Annotated in this window: 24 protein-coding genes; 8 read left to right on the top strand and 16 right to left on the bottom strand. The window is 64.3% G+C overall.

Annotation, left to right across the window (positions count from 1 at the left end; translation table 11 throughout):
• Window positions 1–5 precede the first annotated feature (5 nt).
• The 6 genes from XI03_RS23570 to XI03_RS23545 form a co-directional block, all read right to left on the bottom strand.
• Window positions 6–650 (bottom strand): DUF47 domain-containing protein, encoded by a 645-nt coding sequence (locus tag XI03_RS23570; protein ID WP_271593480.1) that lies wholly within the window; start codon window positions 648–650, stop codon window positions 6–8.
• 156 nt (window positions 651–806) lie between these two features.
• On the bottom strand, window positions 807–1,775 hold the full coding sequence (locus XI03_RS23565) for a branched-chain amino acid ABC transporter permease (protein WP_028145064.1): 969 nt from the start codon (window positions 1,773–1,775) through the stop codon (window positions 807–809).
• A gap of 1 nt (window position 1,776) precedes the next feature.
• Entirely contained in the window at window positions 1,777–2,640 is an 864-nt protein-coding gene (locus XI03_RS23560; RefSeq protein WP_018317616.1) for a branched-chain amino acid ABC transporter permease, read from the bottom strand.
• A 72-nt stretch (window positions 2,641–2,712) separates the two neighbouring features.
• Entirely contained in the window at window positions 2,713–3,936 is a 1,224-nt protein-coding gene (locus tag XI03_RS23555; RefSeq protein ID WP_028145065.1) for an ABC transporter substrate-binding protein, read from the bottom strand.
• 35 nt (window positions 3,937–3,971) lie between these two features.
• Window positions 3,972–4,718: an ABC transporter ATP-binding protein gene (locus XI03_RS23550; RefSeq protein WP_038972499.1), complete on the bottom strand. Its 747-nt coding sequence runs from the start codon at window positions 4,716–4,718 to the stop codon at window positions 3,972–3,974.
• On the bottom strand, window positions 4,711–5,466 hold the full coding sequence (locus tag XI03_RS23545) for an ABC transporter ATP-binding protein (RefSeq protein WP_018317619.1): 756 nt from the start codon (window positions 5,464–5,466) through the stop codon (window positions 4,711–4,713). Before XI03_RS23545 ends, XI03_RS23550 begins: the two co-directional genes overlap by 8 nt.
• Window positions 5,467–5,821: 355 nt before the next feature.
• On the opposite strand from XI03_RS23545, the gene XI03_RS23540 reads away from it, so the two are divergent.
• Window positions 5,822–6,469, top strand: coding sequence for a hypothetical protein (locus XI03_RS23540; protein WP_271593479.1), 648 nt, complete (start codon window positions 5,822–5,824; stop codon window positions 6,467–6,469).
• 3 nt (window positions 6,470–6,472) lie between these two features.
• On the opposite strand, the gene XI03_RS23535 is transcribed toward XI03_RS23540, so the two are convergent.
• Entirely contained in the window at window positions 6,473–6,832 is a 360-nt protein-coding gene (locus XI03_RS23535) for an ArsC family reductase (protein WP_038946481.1), read from the bottom strand.
• 103 nt (window positions 6,833–6,935) lie between these two features.
• Between XI03_RS23535 and XI03_RS23530 the strand changes: the two genes are divergently transcribed.
• From XI03_RS23530 to XI03_RS23520, 3 genes are all read left to right on the top strand, one after another.
• Window positions 6,936–7,307, top strand: coding sequence for a tRNA-binding protein (locus XI03_RS23530; protein WP_038946480.1), 372 nt, complete (start codon window positions 6,936–6,938; stop codon window positions 7,305–7,307).
• Window positions 7,308–7,513: 206 nt separating this feature from the next.
• Window positions 7,514–8,146 (top strand): TetR/AcrR family transcriptional regulator, encoded by a 633-nt coding sequence (locus XI03_RS23525; protein ID WP_271593478.1) that lies wholly within the window; start codon window positions 7,514–7,516, stop codon window positions 8,144–8,146.
• A gap of 3 nt (window positions 8,147–8,149) precedes the next feature.
• A complete protein-coding gene (locus XI03_RS23520) occupies window positions 8,150–8,932 on the top strand; it encodes a sulfite exporter TauE/SafE family protein (RefSeq protein ID WP_271593477.1) in 783 nt (260 codons plus the stop codon).
• 2 nt (window positions 8,933–8,934) lie between these two features.
• On the opposite strand, the gene XI03_RS23515 is transcribed toward XI03_RS23520, so the two are convergent.
• The 9 genes from XI03_RS23515 to XI03_RS23475 all read right to left on the bottom strand — a co-directional run bounded on the left by XI03_RS23515 (window position 8,935) and on the right by XI03_RS23475 (window position 15,750).
• Complete coding sequence (locus XI03_RS23515) at window positions 8,935–9,639, bottom strand: glutathione S-transferase family protein (RefSeq protein WP_038946479.1); 705 nt, start codon at window positions 9,637–9,639, stop codon at window positions 8,935–8,937.
• A gap of 99 nt (window positions 9,640–9,738) precedes the next feature.
• Window positions 9,739–9,966: a hypothetical protein gene (locus XI03_RS23510; RefSeq protein WP_049801662.1), complete on the bottom strand. Its 228-nt coding sequence runs from the start codon at window positions 9,964–9,966 to the stop codon at window positions 9,739–9,741.
• Between the two features lie 34 nt (window positions 9,967–10,000).
• Window positions 10,001–10,666 carry a DUF429 domain-containing protein gene (locus XI03_RS23505; protein ID WP_271593476.1) on the bottom strand — a complete coding sequence of 222 codons (666 nt, stop codon included), beginning with the start codon at window positions 10,664–10,666 and terminating at the stop codon, window positions 10,001–10,003.
• Between the two features lie 76 nt (window positions 10,667–10,742).
• On the bottom strand, window positions 10,743–11,264 hold the full coding sequence (locus XI03_RS23500; protein ID WP_028145074.1) for an RNA polymerase sigma factor: 522 nt from the start codon (window positions 11,262–11,264) through the stop codon (window positions 10,743–10,745).
• A complete protein-coding gene (locus XI03_RS23495; protein WP_271593475.1) occupies window positions 11,261–11,470 on the bottom strand; it encodes a YgaP family membrane protein in 210 nt (69 codons plus the stop codon). The genes XI03_RS23500 and XI03_RS23495 overlap by 4 nt, the downstream gene beginning before the upstream one ends.
• A gap of 95 nt (window positions 11,471–11,565) precedes the next feature.
• Window positions 11,566–12,750 carry a serine hydrolase domain-containing protein gene (locus XI03_RS23490; protein ID WP_271593474.1) on the bottom strand — a complete coding sequence of 395 codons (1,185 nt, stop codon included), beginning with the start codon at window positions 12,748–12,750 and terminating at the stop codon, window positions 11,566–11,568.
• A gap of 74 nt (window positions 12,751–12,824) precedes the next feature.
• Window positions 12,825–13,517: a GNAT family N-acetyltransferase gene (locus XI03_RS23485; RefSeq protein WP_038946476.1), complete on the bottom strand. Its 693-nt coding sequence runs from the start codon at window positions 13,515–13,517 to the stop codon at window positions 12,825–12,827.
• A 4-nt stretch (window positions 13,518–13,521) separates the two neighbouring features.
• The gene (locus XI03_RS23480; RefSeq protein ID WP_026201886.1) at window positions 13,522–13,869 is read right to left on the bottom strand and encodes a Lin0512 family protein; all 348 of its coding nucleotides are present in this window, start codon (window positions 13,867–13,869) and stop codon (window positions 13,522–13,524) included.
• A gap of 216 nt (window positions 13,870–14,085) precedes the next feature.
• Window positions 14,086–15,750: an acetolactate synthase large subunit gene (locus XI03_RS23475; RefSeq protein WP_271593473.1), complete on the bottom strand. Its 1,665-nt coding sequence runs from the start codon at window positions 15,748–15,750 to the stop codon at window positions 14,086–14,088.
• 204 nt (window positions 15,751–15,954) lie between these two features.
• On the opposite strand from XI03_RS23475, the gene XI03_RS23470 reads away from it, so the two are divergent.
• The 4 genes from XI03_RS23470 to XI03_RS23455 all read left to right on the top strand — a co-directional run bounded on the left by XI03_RS23470 (window position 15,955) and on the right by XI03_RS23455 (window position 20,306).
• On the top strand, window positions 15,955–16,323 hold the full coding sequence (locus XI03_RS23470; protein WP_271593472.1) for an MmcQ/YjbR family DNA-binding protein: 369 nt from the start codon (window positions 15,955–15,957) through the stop codon (window positions 16,321–16,323).
• A 98-nt stretch (window positions 16,324–16,421) separates the two neighbouring features.
• Window positions 16,422–17,810 (top strand): SWIM zinc finger family protein, encoded by a 1,389-nt coding sequence (locus XI03_RS23465; RefSeq protein WP_271593471.1) that lies wholly within the window; start codon window positions 16,422–16,424, stop codon window positions 17,808–17,810.
• Window positions 17,803–19,233, top strand: coding sequence for a DUF5691 domain-containing protein (locus tag XI03_RS23460; protein WP_271593470.1), 1,431 nt, complete (start codon window positions 17,803–17,805; stop codon window positions 19,231–19,233). Before XI03_RS23465 ends, XI03_RS23460 begins: the two co-directional genes overlap by 8 nt.
• Window positions 19,230–20,306, top strand: a complete 1,077-nt coding sequence (locus XI03_RS23455; RefSeq protein ID WP_271593469.1) for an ATP-binding protein — start codon at window positions 19,230–19,232, stop codon at window positions 20,304–20,306. The genes XI03_RS23460 and XI03_RS23455 overlap by 4 nt, the downstream gene beginning before the upstream one ends.
• Window positions 20,307–20,314 lie beyond the last annotated feature (8 nt).

Genomic DNA, 20,314 nt, shown 5'->3' with positions numbered 1-20,314 from the left:
CTGTCCTAAACTTGCTCGATGACGATGCTGTTGATCTCGTTCGCAACGTCGTCGAAGCGATCCGCCACCTTCTCGAGGTGGTCGTAGATCTCGACGCCGACGATGAAGTCCATCGCATTGCCGTCGCGATGCTTGAGGAACAGCTCCTTCAGGCCGATGTCGTGGAGATCGTCGACGCGGCCCTCGAGCTTGCCGAGTTCCTCCGTGATCGCGGTCAGCATGGCGACGTTCGGGCCGATCGACTGCATCAGCGGCAGCGCGCGGCCGACCAGATTGGCGCATTCGATCAGAAGCCCGCCGATCTCGCGCATGGGCGGCTCGAAGGTGCGGACCTCGAACAGCATCACCGCCTTGGCCGTCTGCTGCATCTGGTCGATGGCGTCGTCCATCGACGTGATCAGGTTCTTGATGTCGCCGCGGTCGAACGGGGTGATGAAGGTGCGGCGCACCGCCGTCAGCACCTCTCGGGTGATGTTGTCGGCATCATTCTCGAACTGGTTGACGCGCTGGCAATAGACCGGCGTCTCCTCGCCCCCGTTCAGCATACCCTGGAGCGCGATGGAGCCCTGGATCACCGTCCGGGCATGCCGGTCGAACAGGTCAAAGAACCGTTCTTCCTTGGGAAGGAAAGCACGAAACCATCGCATCATGGGGGTAGGCTACCGGTTGGAAATGGCCCGGCCCTGTCGGGCCGTCATGAAACTGTCATAGACCATTTTCGATCCGCGCGCGTGTCATCTCACGCCCGCGGAGCCGGATCATCCACCGCTTTCAGGCGGTCGGTAAACCACTTTTGAATCAGCTACTTAGAGCGATCGCCGGAAGTAATGCGCGATTTCGCCGATGACGCCGCGGCGGAAGGTGAGCACGCAGATTACGAAGATCGAGCCCTGGATTACCGTCACCCACTGGCCGAAGCCGGCGAGATATTGCTGCATGGCGATGATCGCGAACGCACCGACCACGGGGCCGAAGATGGTTCCGAGGCCGCCAACCAGCGTCATCAGCACGACCTCGCCCGACATCGACCAATGGACGTCGGTGAGCGAGGCGTTCTGCGCCACGAACACCTTCAGCGCACCGGCAAAACCGGCCAGGGTTCCCGACAGTACGAAGGCCAGGAACTTGTACTGGTCGGTCCGGTAGCCGAGCGAAATCGCCCGCGGCTCATTCTCCCGGATCGCCTTCAGCACCTCGCCGAACGGCGAGTTGATGACACGGAAGATCAGCAGGAAGCCGGCGAGGAACCCCACCAGCACGACGTAATAGAGCACCGTCGGCTTGGACAGATCGAACACGCCGAACATGTGTCCCTGCGGGATGCCCTGGATGCCGTCCTCGCCGTGGGTGAACGGGGCCTGGAGGTAGATGAAGTACAGCAGCTGCGACAGCGCCAGCGTGATCATCGAGAAATAGATGCCCTGGCGGCGGATCGAGATGTAGCCGGTGATGAGCGAGAGCACGAAAGCCGCGGCGATGCCGACGAGGATGCCGAGCTCGGGCGGCAGCGCCCACACTTTCAGCGCATGCGCGCAGCAATAGCCGGCGGTACCCAGGAACATGGCGTGGCCGAACGACAACAGGCCGCCATAGCCGATCAGCAGATTGAAGGCGCAGGCGAGCAGCGCAAAGCACAGCGCCTGCATCACGAAGAACGGGTAGACGCCCGTGAATGGCACCGACGCCAGCAGCAGCGCCATCACTACGAAAGCGATCATCTCGTCGCGCATCGCGCGAGGGGTCACCGGCAGCGTGTCGTCCGTCAGGGTTGTCATATCAGGCCGCCCTTCCCGTCAATCCCGTTGGCTTCACCAAGAGCACCAGCACCATCAGCACGAACACGACGGTGTTGGAGGCCTCGGGATAGAAATACTTGGTCAGACCCTCGATCACGCCCAGCGCGAAGCCGGTGATGATGGAGCCCATGATCGAACCCATGCCGCCGATCACGACCACCGCGAACACGACGATGATGAGGTCGGCGCCCATCAGCGGCCGCACCTGGTTGATCGGCGCCGAGAGCACGCCCGCGAGCGCGGCAAGGCCGACGCCGAGACCATAGGTCAGCGTGATCATGCGCGGCACGTTGATGCCGAAGGCGCGCACCAACGTCGGATTTTCGGTGGCGGCGCGCAGGTAAGCGCCGAGCTGGGTCTTCTCGATCAGGAACCAGGTCGCCAGACACACGACCAGCGAGAACACGACCACCCAGCCGCGATAGATCGGCAAGAACATGAAGCCCAGATTCATGCCGCCCTTGAGCTGGTCCGGAATGGCGTAAGGCAGACCGGAGGAGCCGAAATAGTTCTGGAACACGCCCTGCACGATCAGCGCGATGCCGAAGGTCAGGAGCAGGCCGTAGAGATGGTCGAGCCCGGTCAGCCATTGCAGCATGGTCCTTTCCAGGATCATGCCGAAGATGCCGACGATCACGGGTGCGATCAGCAGCGCCCACCAGTAGTTGATGCCGCCGAGGCTCAACAGGAAATAAGCAACGAAGGCGCCCATCATGTAGAGCGCGCCATGGGCGAAATTGATGATGTTGAGCATGCCGAAAATCACGGCAAGCCCGAGACTGAGCAGCGCGTAGAACGAGCCGTTGATCAGTCCCACCAGTAGCTGAGCGTATAGAGCCTGCATCGATCCCGCACCCGGTCCCTTCGGCGTTCCCTGAAAGTCGCCCGCGGGCCTGATGGCCTGCGGGCGGTTATCTTACTTCTTCAAGAGCGCGCACTTGCTCTCGGACAGCGGCGTGAAAGCCTGATCGCCCGGCACCGTGCCGACCAGCTTGTAGAAGTCCCACGGCCCCTTGGATTCGGAGGGCTTCTTCACCTCGAACAGATAGGCGTTGTGGATGGTGCGGCCGTTGGGCTGGATCTCGCCCTTGCCGAACAGATCGTCCTCCGTCGGCATCGACTTCATCTTCTCGACGACCTTGACGCCGTCATGGGGATTGCCGCCGAGCGCTTCCAGCGCCTTGAGATAGTGACGCACGCCCGAATAGACGCCGGCCTGCACCATGGTGGGCGGTGCGTTGTTCTTCATCCTGTCAGCGAAGCGCTTCGAGAACGCCCGGGTCTGGTCGTTCATGTCCCAGTAGAAGGTCTCGGTGAAGTTGAGGCCTTGCGCCGTCTCCAGCCCGATCGCCTTGACGTCGGTGAGGAAGAGCAGTAGCGCCGCGAGCTTCTGGCCGCCCTTGCCGATGCCGAACTCGGCAGCCTGCTTGATCGTGTTGGTGGTGTCGCCGCCGGCATTGGCAAGACCGATGATCTTTGCCTTGGATGACTGCGCCTGGAGCAGGAATGACGAGAAGTCGGGCGTGTTCAGCGGATGCTTGACGCCGCCGACCACCTTGCCGCCGTTGGCGGTGACGACCGCCGTGGTGTCGCGCTCGAGCGCCGCACCAAAGGCATAGTCGGCGGTCAGGAAGAACCAGGTGTCGCCGCCGGCCTTCACCAGCGCCTGGCCGGTGGTGTGGGCCAGCATGTAGGTATCGTAGGTCCAGTGCACGGTGTTGGGGGAGCACTGCGCGTTGCTGAGATCCGAGGTCGCCGCGCCCGAATTGATGTAGACGCCGTTCTTTTCCTTGATGACGTTGTTGACGGCGAGCGCCACGCCCGAATTCGGCACGTCGACGATGATGTCGACCTTGTCGACGTCGAACCACTGCCGCGCGATCGCGGTGCCGATGTCGGGTTTGTTCTGGTGATCGCCGGAGATGATGTCGATCTTCCAGCCCTTCGCCGCCAGGCCGGAATCCTCAACCGCCATCTGTGCGGCAAGCGTCGAGCCGGGACCGCCGAGGTCGGCGTAGAGGCCGGACTGATCGGACAGCGCGCCGATCTTGACGGTCTTGTCCTGCGCGGAGGCGACGCCTGTTACGGCGAAGGTGAGCGCGGTGGTCAGCAGCAATGATGCAATCGACTTCGTCTTCATGCAACTTTCCTTTTTGAATTTTCTCGTTGGCAGTTCTAGACACCCAAATAGGTGTGGAGCTTGTCCATGTTGGCGGCAAGATCCGCATTGGAAAATCCGTCAATGATCTTGCCGTGCTCGACCACGTAGTAGCGGTCGGCGACGGTGGATGCGAAGCGGAAATTCTGCTCGACCAGGAGGATCGTGAACCCCTCCTTCTTGAGCCGCGCGATGGTGTGGCCGATCTGCTGGATGATGACCGGCGCCAGGCCCTCGGTCGGCTCGTCCAGCATCAGGAAGCTCGCGCCGGTGCGCAGGATGCGCGCGATCGCGAGCATCTGCTGCTCGCCACCGGACAGCTTGGTGCCCTGGCTGTTGAGCCGCTCCTTCAGGTTCGGGAACAGATCGAAGATCTGATCGAGCGGCAGCCCGCCTTCGCGGACCACCGGCGGCAGCATCAAATTCTCCCGCACATCGAGACTGGAGAATATGCCCCGCTCTTCCGGGCAGAATGCGATGCCCATGCGCGCGATCTTGTCGGAGGTCGCGCGGATGATCTCCTGGTTGTTGAACTTCACCGAGCCGGTACGCTTGCCGATGATGCCCATGATCGACTTCAGCGTGGTCGTCTTACCGGCGCCGTTACGCCCGAGCAGGGTGACGACCTCGCCCGCGTTCACGTCGAAGTTGATCCCGTGCAGGATGTGAGACTCGCCGTACCAGGCTTCCAGGTTGCGGATTTGAAGGATGTTTCCGCCGGTCGCAGCCTTGGCCGGAGCCTCGGCGATCGCAGTGTCAGGCATGACCGGCTCCCAGATAGGCTTCCTTGACGCGCTCGTCCTTGGTGAGCTCCGAGTAATGGCCCTGCGCGAGCACCTGGCCGCGCGTCAGCACGGTGATGATGTCGGACAGGTTGGCCACGACGCTTAAGTTATGCTCCACCATCAGGATGGTGTATTTCGCCGAGATCCGCTTGATCAGCGCCGCGATCTTGTCGATGTCCTCGTGGCCCATGCCCGCCATCGGCTCGTCCAGCAGCATCATCTCCGGGTCGAGCGCGAGCGTGGTTGCGATCTCCAGTGCACGCTTGCGTCCATAGGGCATCTCGACCGCGGGCGTGTTGGCAAACTCGTTCAGGCCGACATCGTTCAACAATTCGCGCGCGCGATCGTTGAAGCGGTTGAGCACCGACTTGGAGCGCCAGAAATCGAACGAAGAGCCGTGCTGGCGCTGAAGCGCGACACGGACGTTCTCCAGCGCCGTGAGATGCGGAAACACCGCCGAAATCTGGAACGAACGGACCAGCCCCATGCGGGCCACGTCGGCCGGCGCCATCGCGGTGATGTCCTGCCCCTTGTAGAGGATTTTTCCTGCGGACGGTTTCAGGAACTTGGTCAGAAGATTGAAGCAGGTCGTCTTGCCGGCCCCGTTCGGGCCGATCAACGCATGAATGCTCCCACGGCGAACCTTGAGCGCAACGTCACGGACGGCGAAGAAGCCCGCGAACTCCTTGGTCAAGCCTTCCGTTTCGAGAATAAACTCATCGGCCAAACAGATTTCCCCCTGCCCGCGCGAGCCGCGTGGCTATCCTTGTTGCTTCGGCTTTCCGGGGGCCTTGGAGCCTATCCTTGGAGCCCATCCGGAACGCCGTCTCCGGGCGCGGAATATGCCGGAGGTGACGGGGGTTAGGCAAGGCGGAAAGCTGAGCAGATCAGGTCTCCGGCTGGGATACAAATGCTCCCTTAGTCGGAGATGTTTTGATGTCGTGCCTGCCCGGCCTCCCGGTTCGCAAGACACCGGTCATCAAGCCGTCGTTAACGGTCTTTCGTCCGGCGCGCCAGCCTTCATAGAAAATTTTCCCGCAGGAGACATCATGTGCTGGTTTTGACGTTCCGGGATTATTGTTTTGGATTTCGCAAGCGCCGCTCCGTCCGTCGTCAAGTCGATCAGGCAGCGTGATCTCCTGAACACGTGGCTGCGACTTTATGCGCGCCAGCAGATCGCGCCGGCAGTCTGGGAATATCAGCCTGCGCGGCTCGAGGAAGAGCTGTCCGATCTCATCTATTATACGGTGGACGTTTCGACGCCGGCGCCGCGCCTCACCATCCAGAGCGAAAACACGCGCATCTCCCGCGCCTATGGACATACCGGCAAGGGCGTTCTGCTCGACGATTATCTCGGGCCGCGGCTCGCCCCCTTCGTGATGCCGGTTTACTATGAATGCGTGGCACGCGGGCTGCCCGTCTACAGCGTTGCCGATGTCGACGACATCTACGGACGCATCGTCGCGTATGAACGGCTGCTGCTACCTTTCCAGACCGGCGGCCAAGTCTGCCACGTCATCGCCTCGGTCAAGACCTTCTGCGAGGACGGCGGCTTCGAGATCAAGAATCTGATGCGCGGAAATGACGCGCTGCCGCGCCCGAAACTGCGCGCCGTGATCGATCGCGATCTCTTCCATCGCGCGCCTGGCCGCATCGCGACGGCCGACGTGGTCGAATTCGCGGACCAGCCGGCTCCCGGCGTCACCAACGAGATCATCGAGCTGAACTAGACTCTAACGCGTCCTGGCTCCGACTTCCTTGGCATAGATGTCCGGCTTGAAGCCGACCAGCAGCTTGCCGCCGATCTCCAGCACCGGCCGCTTGATCATCGATGGTTGCGCTAGCATCAGCGCCAGCGCCTTCTTCTCGGTGACGCCATCCTTGTCGGAATCGGGCAGCTTCCTGAACGTCGTGCCGGCGCGATTGAGCAGAGTCTCCCAGCCGACCTTGTCGCTCCAGTGCTTGAGCTTGTCCTTGTCCACGCCCGCTGTCTTGTAGTCGTGAAATTCATATGCGACTCCATGGGAGTCGAGCCAGGCGCGCGCCTTCTTCATGGTGTCGCAGTTCTTGATGCCGTAGATGGTGTTGGGCAAGATGTTCCTCGCGCATGGCGTACGTGATGTTCGCAGCGTTGTACGAAACTCCGCCTCGCGCGACAATATTGCGAACGACGCCAACTCGCCGAACGGACATCCCATGCACGTCACCCACGATCCCGCAGCCGCCGCCACGCCGACCATCGACTTCAACAGCTTCCTCGCGGTCGATATACGCGTCGGCACCATCGTCGATGCGAAACCGTTTCCAGAGGCGCGCAAGCCGGCCTTTCGGCTGTGGATCGACTTCGGCCCGGTGATCGGCGTGCGCAAGAGCTCGGCGCAGATCACCGAGAACCATCCGCTCGAGACGCTGGTGGGACAACAGGTCGCGGCCGTCGTCAATTTCCCGCCGCGCCAGATCGGACCCGTCATCTCCGAGGTGCTGACGCTCGGCTTCCCCGATGCCGACGGCAAGGTCGTGCTGGTGCAGCCCAGCAGGCCGGTGCCGAACGGCGGACGGCTGTTCTAGCCGCGCGCGATCGAGTGCAGCGTCGCCTCATTCGCAACGACATCATCCTTCTCCTGCCAGGCCCCCAGACCAGCCAGACTTGACCAAAATCCTCTTCTGCATTAAAAATGACTGACTGATCGTTTTTTATTACGATCCACTTATGTCCTGCCCAATTGGGATCAACGGTAAAACGATCGACCTGTCAGTTATTTAAGGACGGCGAGATGCCCAAGATCAGCGACAAGCAGCGCGAAAGTCGGCGGCAGCAAATTCTCGAAGCTGCCCTCGCCTGCTTCTCCGAAGACGGTTTTCACCAGACCGGCATGGCCGACATCGTGAAACGCTCCGGACTGAGCCACGGCGCGGTTTATCTCTACTTCCAGAGCAAGGACGATCTGATCGAGGCACTCGCCGACGACCGGCATCGGCGCGAAGCCGTGCTCAATTCGGTCGCGCAAGGATCCGGCGATCCGATCGAAGGGCTTCACGCGCTGATCCGCGTCTACGCGCAATGGCTGACCGACCCCGCCGGCGAACCGCGCCGCCGTGTCGGCATCCACGGCTGGGCCGAAGCCCTGCGCAACCGCCGCGTCCGCACCAGCGTCGTCGAAGGCATCGACATGCCGCGCGCGCTGATCGTGGCGCTGGTCGAGCGCGGCCAGCATGACGGCCTGATCAGGCGCGACCTCGGTGCCGAAGCGATCGCACGCGTGCTGATCGCGATCTTCCAGGGTTTTGTGCTGCAAAAATGCTGGGGCGAGGATTTCGACGTCGAGGCCTGCATGGCGGCGGTGGCCGGGGTGATCGACGGCTTTCGCACGATCAGGCCTGACATCAAGCGGCGAACCAGGACGTAAGCGATGTCAGGAATCCACGACCTGCTCGCTGGCGCCGGCGTCGGCCTGGTCAGCGGATTGACGTCGGGCTTGATGGGAACGAGCCCGGGTGGCGGGCTCGTGATCTTCAGCGTGCTGCTGCTCGGCGCGGAACAGCACGTCGCGCAAGGGACGTCGCTGATCACACAGGTCCCGCCGACGGGCCTCGCCGGCGCGCGCCGCTACTGGCAGAGCGGCAATCGCAGCCCCTGGCCGTGGATCGCCTGGATCGGCATCGGATTTCTCGTCGGCGGCGCCGGTGGCGGCTACGCCGCGGCGGCGGTTTCCGACCGGGTCTTGCAATGGACTTATGTCGTCTATCTCGCCGCGCTGATCGCCCTGCTGATCCTGCGCCGCGATCGCAAGGACGGCGGCCGTGAAGCCGACGACCAGGACCAGCTGCCCCGGCTACCCCTGCTGCTCATCGGCCTGCTCGCCGGATTTTCCTCCGGCTTCATGGGCATCGGCGGGGGCCTGGCCATCACGGTCGGCCTTGCTGCGGGCCTGCGCGTGCCGCAGCATCAGGCGCAGCTCGTCAGCCTCGTTTTCTCGGTCATCCCGACCAACCTGCCGGCGGCCTGGATCTACTGGAGCAAGGGCCTGATGGTCGGCTGGCCGGCCATCACAGGTATTCTGGCCGGCCTCTGGATCGGCACGGATCTCGGCGCACGCATGGCCAACGGCGTCAGCAGATCGGTGCTGCGCCGGGTCATGATCGCCTTCGTCTCGCTGATGGCGCTCTACATGACGTACAAGGCGCTGACCTGATCTTACGGCCGCTGCGGAATGTTCAGCCCCCGCTGCACCGCCGGACGCGCGAGGCCCCGTTCGAGCCAGGCACCGACCGATTTGAACTGGGTGAATTCGACGAGCTCGCCGGCACCGTAGAAGCCGATGAGATTGCGCACCCAGCCGAGCATGGAGATGTCGGCAATGGTGTAGTCGTCATCCATGAACCATTGCCGTCCCGAAAGATGCGTCTCCATCACGCCGAGCAGGCGCTTGGCTTCGGCGACGTATCGGTCACGGGGCCGCTTGTCCTCAAAATCCTTGCCGGCGAATTTGTGGAAGAAGCCGACCTGGCCGAACATCGGCCCGATGCCGCCCATCTGGAAGTGCACCCACTGGATGGTCTGGTAGCGGCGCGCGGCATCCTCCGGCAGAAGCTTGCCGGTCTTCTCGGCGAGGTATTGCAGGATCGCCCCGGACTCGAACAGCGGCAGCGGCCTGCCTCCGGGACCGTTGGGGTCGAGGATCGCCGGGATCTTGCCATTCGGATTGAGCGAGAGAAATTCAGTCGTCTTCTGGTCGTCCTTGCCGAAATCGACGAGATGGACCTCGTACGGAAGTCCGATCTCCTCCAGCATGATCGAGACCTTGACGCCGTTCGGCGTCGGCAGCGAATAGAGCTGGAGCAACTCGGGATGTTTGGCCGGCCAGCGTCTGCTGATGGGAAAGGCGGACAGATCAGACATCGGGACTCCAGCTTCGTTCATGCGATGCCGCCTAATCTAGGCGAGCAGACGAACGACGCAAGGTCGAGCGGTCACATCATTTCCCGCACGGGGATGAGATCACAAGGGCCGCAGCAAATGACTGGTGGCGTAAATCACATCGCGCTGTGCGCGCTGCTTGATGAAGAGCTGTCCGGTGACGAGCAACGCGCTGGTGAAGACGAGCGCAAGCATTGCGGTCGCGAATTGACTGACATCCCTCATCGCACGAGCTTCTCTGTCATCGGTCCACACGGGGAACGCGGACCCGCCATCGACAGTTCCTGCATAGGTCAAATAAATTGCCACTTTTTCCCGATTTCCATCTCATGGGCTGGCAGCCTCAATAATTGATCTCCATACGCAGTCCGCGCGGATCGGTCTCCTCCCCGCCGACACGTTGCGTGCTGTCGCGCGCCGCGATGGCGCAGGCACAGGCGTCGATGAGATCGTCGCGGCCGACGCCGGTGCCATGTCGCTGCGTCAGCCATTTCGGCAAACGCGTAAAGCCGCGTTGCGCCAGCAGCGCGACGCGCTGCTCGCGGCCGAGCGCGGATGCCTTCTTCGCAAGCCGGACTCGCCCTGCGAGATTCCAGAACACCAATTCCGGATGCGCTTCGCCGGTCGTTGCCTGCCGCGCCGGAGTCATGATCTCGTCGACCTCCCTGATCTTGTCCCTGATATTCCAGAGCTGCGCTGACACGCCCCTGCCCTTGCCTTCATGCGCCCAGTAGTAACGGTTGGCCTCGGCCATGTCGGTGAACGTCCAGAGATCGCGGCGCGCACCGAGAAACACGGCGGGGCCAATCAGCTCGCGCGCTCGCAGGTCGCACAGGCGATAGCCGGCCGAATTCAATCCGATCGGCATGTCGATCATCGCACGCACATGCGGCAACGCGAGCAAACGCGTCAGGCCCGGCGAATAGTCGAAGCCATGATCGCCGCGCTCGCCGATCCAGGCCGCGACCCAGCCGAAACGAAATCCGTCGATGCCGAGATAGTTATTCACGCGCGCGACGCCGCCGCTGCCGAAGTTCGTTCACCCCAAGCTGCCACCTCGATGTTGCAGGAACAGCGCTCACGTTTCATCTCGTCAGATATTCGCGCATCAGGGCGCGAGCGCGGTGCAGCCGGGCCTTTACGGTCTGCCGGGACGCGCCGAGCGCGACGGCGATTTCCTCGATGGTCATTTCCTTGACGTCGCGCATCAGCGCGACGTCGCGATAATGCGGCGGCAGTGCCTCGAAGGCCGCAGCTACGTCGAGTCGCAGATCGGCTTCAGGGCGCGTCAGCAGCAGCGCTTCCGCCTCGCTCTCATCGATAGGCCGCGCGAGGCCTGCTTTGCGCGCCAACCGCAGGCATTCGCGGCGGACCACGCTGAACAGCCAGGCCGAAAACGCCAGCAGCGAGCGGATGGTGCCGACATGGCGGAACAGGATCCATAGCGCCTCCTGCGCCGCATCCTCGGCATCCGCCGAGCTGCGGCAGGTCGCGCGGGCGTAGCGGCGGATATCCGGCTGCGCCGTCTCGAGCAGCGAGGCGATCGCGTGGGGATCGCCGAGCCGCGCCGCTTCGAACAGGTTCGGCGAAATCGCCGCCGCACTCACGACACCCCTCCTCTCCCGATCCCCGCCATCGCGCACATCGGGCAATAGCCGACAAGGCCGGTCAGCGCGAAGCCGGCGCCACCCAGCGCGACCAGCCACGCCGTCGGGCCGGCCAGATAAACGGATGCCGCAACCACCACCGCGACACCCGAGGCGATCCGCACCGTCTGGTGCAAGCCGCCGATGTTCTTCCTGTAAAATGCCATCGCATCCTCCGAGTTGAGCCGAGGCAAATTGCCTCGACCATCAAGAGGGCGCGCCGGCTGGAAAGGATTCGCGGAGCGCGTAATTTTTTCGCGGGTCAGCCGCCGACGGCCTGATAGGCCAGGCGCTTGAACTCGAAGAAGAACGGATTCCAGAAGCCCATGTAACGTTGGGCCATCAGGACCCCCGCGGTATTGGCCTGCGGACAGATCCACCAATGCGTGCCGGCAAGCCCGCCCCACTGGAATTCACCAGTGGAGTTCGGCGGATCAAACGGCGTCGGCGCGAAGGTGACGGCGCCGCCGAGGCCAAAGCCCTTGCCGGGGATCGGGCCGAGATTGGCGAAGCGGATGGTCTGCCCTGCCGGGAGCTGGTTCGTCATCATCTGCCGCAGCGTCTCCGGCTTCAGCAGCGCATCCGAACCGGGCAGCAGCGCGCGGACCAGCGCGAGCATGTCGGGCAGGGTCGAGACCAGACCGCCGCCGCCCGAGAGCCGCGGGAACGGCCGCCGATAGGCTTGCGGAAACGGCAGATTGTCGGCCCGCGTGAGGCCAGGCTTCATGGGGTCGAGCACGTCGGCGCCATTGTAGAGCGCAACCAGCCTGCCCTGCTGCGCTTCCGGAACATGGAAGCCGGTGTCGGTCATGCCGAGCGGGTCGAAGATGCGCGCCTTCAGAAAGGCGTCGAGCGCTTTGCCGGAGACGACCTCCACGACACGGCCGAGCACGTCGGTGGCGACCGAATATTCCCAGCTCGTGCCGGGATGATACGACAGCGGCAGATCGGCGAGTTGGTCGATCATGTCGGCGAGTGGCGTCAGCGGATTGAGTACGCGCGCCTCGTTGTAGGCCTTGAACAGCACCGTGCCGGGATCGAAGATGCCGTAGCTGAGGCCGGAGGCGTGGGTCAGGAGCTGGCGGATCGTGATCGAATTCTTCGCCGGCTCGACATCGGCAAGGCTCGAGGCGCCCGGCTTCAGCACCTTGCGACCGGCGAGCTGCGGCAGGAATGTCTCGATCGGGTCATCGAGGCCGATGCGGCCTTCCTCGACCAGCAGCATGATCGCGCAAGTGACGAAGATCTTGGTGTTGGAGAACGCGCGGAAGATATGGTCGGGACGAAGCGCGGTCTTAGCTTCGCGGTCGGCAAAACCGACGCATTGCTGGTCGACCACCTCGCCCCCGCGCAGCACGGCCCAGGATGCGCCCGGAATGATCTCCTGATCGACGTAGCGCTGCATCGCCGTCCGTGCGGCGGAAAAATCGGTCGTTCTGGCGTCCATTTACTTCCCCCAAATTGTGGTTGGGACGGATATAGCGAAAATCGGGAGGAAATGAAGGGCGCCCCCGAGGGCGCCTATTCTTCCCTCATGAACGCTGTGACGTGCAGGCAACGGCGGATGCGCATGCCCTGTCGCTGGTACAGCGCGATCGCCGACGCGTTGCTCGAAAACACGTGGAGGAACGGAATTTCCCCGCGCGCCTCGATCCCGCGCGCGACGGCCGCAAGCAGCGCTTGCGCATAGCCGCGGCCGCGATAGTCGGGATGCACACACACGGCCGTCACCTCGGTGAACTTGCCCGGCTTCATGCGCTCGCCGGTCATCGCGACCAATTGTCCCCCGGCGCGAATGCCGAGGAACGTACCGAGCTCATGGGTGCGCCGCGCGAACGGACCGGGCTTGGTCAGCTCCGTCAATGCCATCATGGCAGGGACGTCGTCGGCCCCCAGAGTGACGATCTCGGCATCGCGGAGCGGACTGACCGCGGGCGAGCCGATCATCTGCTCGCAAGGCCCGGCGATCACGACCTTGAAACCGGCGGGGACGTCAACCGGATCTGGCGTGAACAATGCTGCGACCTGCGAACCCGACAGCAGATCACCGAGCGCGGCAAAGCTTGCCGCGGACATGTCGACCATGTCGGCAAACGGCGTCATGTCGACGGGATAGCGCAGCGCCCGCGGCCCGCCCTCGGCCAGATGCTTGTGGCTGGTCGTCAGCGCGCTCCAGATCGGACGATCGAGCAGCGCCTCATCGCTGTCGGACACCGGTCTAGTCCTTGTCGAAGCTGACGATGACAGCGGCATTGGCGATGAGGATGGGATCGTTGGCCACTTCGGTCGCCGAGGGAATCTCCAGCCCGCCCTTGACCGCGGTGACGGTCACGGTGCCGTAAGGAAGCTCCTTGGCCACAGCCTCCTTGTCGACAGCTTCCGGATTGGGTACCGCGATCGTGACGTCGACGAACATGTCGTTCGCGGTCTTGCCGATCATCCGGAAGAAGCCGAGGCTCGAGTGCCTGATGGCATCCGACACCGCGCGCTTGGCCGCCTTGGTGGCGTCCCTGCCGTGGACATCGACGCCCATACCCATCTCGGTGACGCAGCGAACACGAGTCATTTTGTTGTCCTGTGCTTGTTCGGTATTTGGGAGTGTGGGTGATCGAGTCTCTCCAGACAAGCCCCTCTCGTGTCCCGGACGCGCTGCAACGCTTTTGCGTTGCTGCGCAGAGCCGGGACCCAGGAGGCGGCGAAGGTGGCTGACGCATGGGCCCCGGCTCTGCAGCGCAACGCTGAAGAAGCGCTGCGCCGCGTCCGGGGCACGAGACCGAGACTCTCACGCCTTCGATTTCTCGTGCGCCCGCAGCTCGTCCACGAGCACCCGCACGTTCTCCGAATAGTCGATCGGGATCACGACCAGATGCACGCCGCCCTCTTTGAAAGCAGCATCCAGCGTCGGGCCAAAGCTGTCGATGCTCTCGACCCGATGCCCCTTCGCTCCATAAGCCTTCGCGTAGAGGACAAAATCGGGATTGCCGAAGGTCATGCCGTAATCGGCGAAATGATCGACGGCCTGCTTCCAGCGGATCATGCCGTAGGCGTTATCCTCCAGCACCAGCACGACGAGGTTGAGCTTGAGGCGGACGGCGGTCTCCATCTCCTGGCTGTTCATCATGAAGCCGCCGTCGCCGGCGACCGCGAGCACGCGGCGGTCGGGATAGAGCATCGCGGCCATCATCGCCGACGGCAGACCTGCGCCCATGGTCGCCAGCGCATTGTCGAGCAGCAGCGTGTTGGCGACGCGGGTGCGGTAGTTGCGCGCGAACCAGATCTTGTACATGCCGTTGTCGAGCGCGACGATGCCGTTCTCCGGGATCACCTGCCGGATGTCGTGCACGATCCGCTGCGGCGTCGGCGGCCAGCGCGCCTCGGTGGCGCGGTCGGCGATGTGGCCGAGAATCTTCTCGCGCAGCGGCAGCAGCGACGCGGCTTGCGGCAGCTTGCCTTCGAGCCGGTCGGCGAGCAGCTCCAGGCTGGGGCCGACGTCGCCAATGACCTCCGCGTCGGGAAAATAGACCAGCTCGACACTGGCCGACGTGTAGCTGACGTGAATGACCTTCGGGCCTGACGGCCCCATGATGAAGGGCGGCTTCTCGATCGGGTCGTGACCTATCGCAATGATCAGGTCGGCGGCATCGATCGCGTCATGAACGTAGTCGCGTTCGGACAGCGCGGCGGTCCCCATGTAGAGATTGGTACCGCCGGGCACGGTGCCCTTGCCCATCTGCGTGGTGAAGAACGGAATGCCGGTCCGCCGCACGAAGCTGGCGATACCGTGGGTCGCGCGCGGCCGGCTGGTCGCGGCGCCCATCATGACCAGCGGATGTCTCGCCGACAGAATCATCTCGGCGGCGCGGTCGAGCGCGGTGCGATGAGCGACCGGGATTTCGATCGGATGGACCGGGATCACGGGAACGTCAGGCACTTCGTCACCCGCGATGTCCTCGGGCAATTCGAGATGCACCGGCCCCGGCCGCTCCTCCATGGCGACGCGAAAGGCATCGCGCACCACGGTCGGAATGCTGGAGGCGCTGACGATCTGCCGCGACAGCTTCGTCAATGGCTTCATGGTCGCGACCACGTCCACGATCTGGAAGCGCGCTTGTCGGCTGCTCATGATCGGCTTCTGGCCGGTGATCAGGATCATCGGCATCGCGCCGAGATGCGCATAGGCGGCCCCCGTTGACAGATTGAGCGCGCCGGGCCCGAGCGTCGAGAGGCAAACGCCGGGCTTGCCGGTCAACCGCCCATGCGTGGCGGCCATGAAGGCGGCGGCCTGCTCGTGACGGGTCAGGACCAGTTCGATCTTGGAGGTGCGGAGCGATTCCACGAGATCGAGATTCTCTTCGCCGGGAACGCCGAAGATGCGATCGACACCTTCGTTCTCGAGCGCCGCGACAAACAGGTCCGATCCCTTCACCTTGCGCTCCTGTCCGCTCATGTCGCCTCCGCTTGTGCTCGCTGCCGTGTTCCACGGCAGTTGGCACATGGTAGCGGCCTGCGGCGCCGGCACAACTCACAAAGGGCGGCACACGGCATCAACTTCGCCCTTGCCGTGCGAACCAAGCGAAACAATCGAGCGTCTCTCCGCGAGGCCGTCAGCATGCACGTTGCAAGCCGCGCGCAACCTGCTATCGCTCCGGCAATGACACCCAAATCCTTCGAAACCCGCTGCCTGCGCCTGCCCGCTGTCACCAAGGTGGTGCAATGGGAGGGCACCTCCGTCTTCAAGGTCGGCGGCAAGATGTTCGCGCTCGGCGGCGGCTTTGCCGCGCGCTCCGGCGGCTACATGTTCAAGACCGCGAACATGGCCTACGCCATGCTGATCGAGCACGGCCTGGCCCGGCCTGCGCCGTATTTGGCGCGCGCCAAATGGGTGCAACTCGTCAGCAACAACGCCTTACCCGATGCCGAGCTCATCCTGTATCTGGCGCAGGCGCACGCGCTGATCGCGGCAAAGCTGACGCGGAAGACACGCAAGGAACTCGGGCTCGCCTCACCGGAGCGATCATGACCATTCCCGCGTGCAGCACAGGGATCGCTCGCGGCGACATTGAGCTTTCATTGTTCCCCGTTATACTGCCACTTCTGGATTCGATTTAGGGCATCGGCGTGGCGATTGATCTGAAGGCGGTCGAGCAACTCGCTACCGATCAATCCTCACTCAAGGCCGCCGCCGGCCTCGCCAAGCCCGCCAAATGGTCCGGTGTCGGCATGAGCCGTGATGCCGCGCTGATCTGGGGCGAATGCGCGGGCTCCGGCGCCAATCCGTACCGCGTGATGGCCGATCTGCGCGACCTCGGCAACAAGTGCACCTGCCCCTCGCGCAAATTCCCCTGCAAGCATGTGCTCGGCCTGTTGTGGCTGAATGCAGAAGCGGTGGTGCCGTTCACGCCCGCCGACACGCCGGCCTGGGTCAGCGATTGGCTCGGCCGCAGGCGCGGCCCGTCCGCGGCAAAGCCTGCAACCAATGCGCCGCCCGGCGGCGACAAGGATCTGGGTGCCGCGCGCGCCGCCGAGCCTGAGGTCGCAGACGACCCGAAGGACGTGGCGCGGCGCGAGGCCCAGGTAGCCAAACGTAACGAAGAGACCGAGCGCGCCATTTTCGATGCGCTGGATGCGCTCGATCAATGGATCGGCGACCAGCTTCGCATGGGATTGTCAGGCTTCATCGATGATGCCACGGCGCGATGCCGGCGGATCGCGGCGCGGCTTGTCGATGGCAAGGCCGCGGTGCTCGCCGGCCGGATCGACGAGCTGCCGTCCCGCCTCCTCGCGCTCTCCGCAGGCGACCGTCCGCGCGGCGCCGTGGTCGAGCTCGGCAAGCTCGTTCTGCTCGCGCGCGCCTTCCGCGCCACCCCGCGCAATACCGCGATCCGGCGCGCGGTCGCCGCATCGGAGACGCGCGAGACGGTGCTGGCCGATCCAGATGCGCTACGGGTCGATGCGGATTGGGAGGTGCTTGCCGAGCAGGTGCAGACGCGCCGTGACGGGTTGGTGTCACAGACGACATGGCTGCTCAACCTCGCCGCGGCCGGCCCACGCTTCGCAATGCTGCTCGATTTTTTCCCGGCAAGCGCGGGAAGGCGCGGTTCGGTCTTCACGCCCGGCGAGCGCTTTCATGGCGAGCTCGTCTTCTATCCGTCGGCGCAGCCGCTTCGCGCCCTGCTCGTCCGGCGCGACGCCACGCACGAGATGCTGCCGCCGGCATGGCCCGCGCCGGATGACACACTCTCCGACGCGTTGACGCGACCGTTGCTGGCAGAGCCCTGGGTGATCGATATTCCGCTGCTGCTGCCGCAGGGGCGCATCGCGCGCGACGCTGCCGGACACACATGGTGGCGATCGGCCGATGGCCTCGCGACGCTGCCGGTGGCCTCCGAGGTCAATGGCATTCTGTGCGGCACCGATCTCGCGCGCACCGCCGCGATCTGGTCGGGCAATCGGCTCGCGATCCTCGCCGCGCAGACCCCTTGGGGGCGGATCGGCGGCCATGACTGAGGCAACCAGGGCCGAGACGATCCTTGATTCGATGGGCGCGGTCCTCACGCGCTGGACCATGGGATCCGCGGCCGCGCCCGCAGCCACGTTCTGGCGTACCGAACTCGGCGGGGATCCCGCCGAAGCGGAATTGCGGCTGCTTGCGCTTTCCGGCCAGTTTCTCGGCACCTCGGTAACGATGGAGCCGGCTTCAGTGCTCCGCGTCCTGCCCGATATCCCGACGCTTGCACTGCCGACGGTGCCCGAAGATCTGCGTCCGCTCGTGCACCGGATCCTCGCGGCGAAGAAACAGGCGCACGCCGGGACCGAACTCGTCCACTTCCTCGCGGCGCGCGGCTGGACAACGCATCCGGCCGACTGGATGCCCGCAGCCGACGATGACGATACGCCGGACGTCTATGCCATCTGGCGCGACTGGACGACAATTGCCGACTCCGACGGCGCCGCGCGGCAGCAAACCAGCGACAATCTCACCGCCGAGAACTGGGACGATTTCTGGCCCGCTGCTCGCAAGGCGGCACTGGCCGAACTCAGGCGGCGCGACCCGTCCGCCGCACGCGCGGTGCTCGAGGCCAAGCTCGCGAGCGAGACTGCCGACGCACGCTTGCGCCTGCTGTTGCTGCTGTCGGAGCGGCTATCGGACGACGACATCGCCTTTCTCGAGCGCATCGCGGCCGACGATCGCGCCCCCAAGGTCAGGGCGCTTGCGGTCTCGCTGCTCGCGCGTCTCGGCCGAGGCCCTGCGGCCGGCGAGGACGTCGCCGAACTTGCCGACTTCTTTTCGGTCAAGACCAAGGGGCTGCTACGCCGCTCGCGCGTGGTCCAGGCCGAACCACTCAAGACGCCGGCGCAAGTGCAACGCCGCAAGGCCCTGTTCGACGGCGCCGACCTCGTTTCGTTTTCCGGCACGCTGGGGCTTGCGCCGCAGGAGCTGATTGCCGCCTGGGACTGGAACGTGGACCATGCCGCCGACATGTCGCTGATCAACCTGATCGTCGCGACCGGGACGGATGCGCTGGTCGCGCAAGCGGCGGACGCGATCGGCGAACGCGATGCCACTGGCCTCGTTGCCGCGCTCGCGCCACGCCTTGCGCCCGCCGAACGCACGAGGCATGCCGAGGCGGCGCTGCGCACCCACGGCATCAGCTTCGAACTGGCCCGACAACTCGCAGGCGCAGCGGCACGGCTGGACGATCCGCTCTCCGCGCCCGCCGGCAAGACCCTGCTCGCCGCTCTTCATCGCGATGACGCGAGGCCCGGCGATCAGGTCTCGGAGCTTCACGCACTGGGTCTCATCGCCTCGCGCGACGGCGCGCAACGATCACTGCAACGACTGACGGCTGCGGGCCTGCTGCAAGGAGACCCGCGCCTCGACATGCTGCGGCTCAACGCCGCGTTGGACGACAACGGAGCGAAACCATGAGCGAGAAACTGCGCTTGCCCGCCGAGGACAGCTATGCCGCCGAGTTGAAGGCGCTTGCCGCGGGCGACGGGCATCGTCCGCCGGGCTGGGCGCTCTCGCCGCGGCAAGTGGTGACTTACCTCATGGGCGGAAAGGCCGCAGACGGGAGCGTGATCACGCCGAAATATGTCGGAGACAAGCGGCTGATCGAGACCGCCGTCGCGACACTGGCGACCGATCGCGCCTTGTTGCTGCTGGGCGTGCCTGGCACCGCCAAATCCTGGGTCTCCGAGCACCTCGCCGCGGGCATCACCGGCGACTCCACGCTCGTGATCCAGTGTACGGCCGGGACCGACGAGAACCAGATCCGCTACGGCTGGAACTATGCCCAATTGCTCGCGCACGGGCCGAGCCGCGAAGCGCTGGTCCCGACGCCGCTGATGCGTGCGATGGAGGGCGGCAAGCTCTGCCGTTTCGAGGAACTGACGCGGATGGGCAGCGACGTGCAGGACACGCTGATCACCGTGCTGTCCGAAAAGATGATGCCGGTCCCGGAGCTCAACACTGCCGTCTATGCCCAGCGCGGCTTCAACATCATCGCCACCGCCAACAACCGCGACAAGGGCGTCAACGAATTGTCGTCCGCGCTCAAGCGCCGCTTCAACGTCGTCGTGCTGCCCCTGCCCGACAGCGCCGAGGAGGAAGTGGCGATCATCGTCAAGCGCGTCGGCGAGATGGCGCAGAATCTCGATTTGCCGGCACCGAAGAACGTCGCCGACGAGGTCGCGCGCGTCGTCTCGATCTTCCGTGAGCTGCGCTCGGGCTCGACCGAGGACGGCAAGATCGCGCTCAAATCGCCCTCGGGCGGGCTGTCGACAGCCGAAGCGATCGCGGTGATGGTCGGCGGGATCAGCCAGGCGACTTTCTTCAACGACGGCAAGCTGACGCCGGAAACACTCGCCAGCAACATGATCGGCGCGGTCGTGAAGGATCCGGTGCAGGATACCGCCGTGCTCGGCGAATATCTCGAAACCGTGTTGAAGAAGCGGCGTGGCTTCGAAGGCTATTATGCTTCGCTGACCGACCGGATCTGACAGCGCGG

It is taken from the genome of Bradyrhizobium sp. CCBAU 65884 (assembly GCF_028128835.1).
Lineage (GTDB): Bacteria > Pseudomonadota > Alphaproteobacteria > Rhizobiales > Xanthobacteraceae > Bradyrhizobium > Bradyrhizobium ottawaense.
This window is presented reverse-complemented; position numbering and strand designations above follow the sequence as displayed.

What these genes read in the sequence shown, in the direction of transcription:
- XI03_RS23570 (WP_271593480.1), bottom strand. Translation starts at nt 650, where the DNA reads ATGATGCGATGGTTTCGTGCTTTCCTTCCCAAGGAAGAACGGTTCTTT.
- XI03_RS23565 (WP_028145064.1), bottom strand. Translation starts at nt 1,775, where the DNA reads ATGACAACCCTGACGGACGACACGCTGCCGGTGACCCCTCGCGCGATG.
- XI03_RS23560 (WP_018317616.1), bottom strand. Translation starts at nt 2,640, where the DNA reads ATGCAGGCTCTATACGCTCAGCTACTGGTGGGACTGATCAACGGCTCG.
- XI03_RS23555 (WP_028145065.1), bottom strand. Translation starts at nt 3,936, where the DNA reads ATGAAGACGAAGTCGATTGCATCATTGCTGCTGACCACCGCGCTCACC.
- XI03_RS23550 (WP_038972499.1), bottom strand. Translation starts at nt 4,718, where the DNA reads ATGCCTGACACTGCGATCGCCGAGGCTCCGGCCAAGGCTGCGACCGGC.
- XI03_RS23530 (WP_038946480.1), top strand. Translation starts at nt 6,936, where the DNA reads ATGCACGTCACCCACGATCCCGCAGCCGCCGCCACGCCGACCATCGAC.
- XI03_RS23525 (WP_271593478.1), top strand. Translation starts at nt 7,514, where the DNA reads ATGCCCAAGATCAGCGACAAGCAGCGCGAAAGTCGGCGGCAGCAAATT.
- XI03_RS23520 (WP_271593477.1), top strand. Translation starts at nt 8,150, where the DNA reads ATGTCAGGAATCCACGACCTGCTCGCTGGCGCCGGCGTCGGCCTGGTC.
- XI03_RS23515 (WP_038946479.1), bottom strand. Translation starts at nt 9,639, where the DNA reads ATGTCTGATCTGTCCGCCTTTCCCATCAGCAGACGCTGGCCGGCCAAA.
- XI03_RS23495 (WP_271593475.1), bottom strand. Translation starts at nt 11,470, where the DNA reads ATGGCATTTTACAGGAAGAACATCGGCGGCTTGCACCAGACGGTGCGG.
- XI03_RS23490 (WP_271593474.1), bottom strand. Translation starts at nt 12,750, where the DNA reads ATGGACGCCAGAACGACCGATTTTTCCGCCGCACGGACGGCGATGCAG.
- XI03_RS23480 (WP_026201886.1), bottom strand. Translation starts at nt 13,869, where the DNA reads ATGACTCGTGTTCGCTGCGTCACCGAGATGGGTATGGGCGTCGATGTC.
- XI03_RS23475 (WP_271593473.1), bottom strand. Translation starts at nt 15,750, where the DNA reads ATGAGCGGACAGGAGCGCAAGGTGAAGGGATCGGACCTGTTTGTCGCG.
- XI03_RS23470 (WP_271593472.1), top strand. Translation starts at nt 15,955, where the DNA reads ATGACACCCAAATCCTTCGAAACCCGCTGCCTGCGCCTGCCCGCTGTC.
- XI03_RS23460 (WP_271593470.1), top strand. Translation starts at nt 17,803, where the DNA reads ATGACTGAGGCAACCAGGGCCGAGACGATCCTTGATTCGATGGGCGCG.
- XI03_RS23455 (WP_271593469.1), top strand. Translation starts at nt 19,230, where the DNA reads ATGAGCGAGAAACTGCGCTTGCCCGCCGAGGACAGCTATGCCGCCGAG.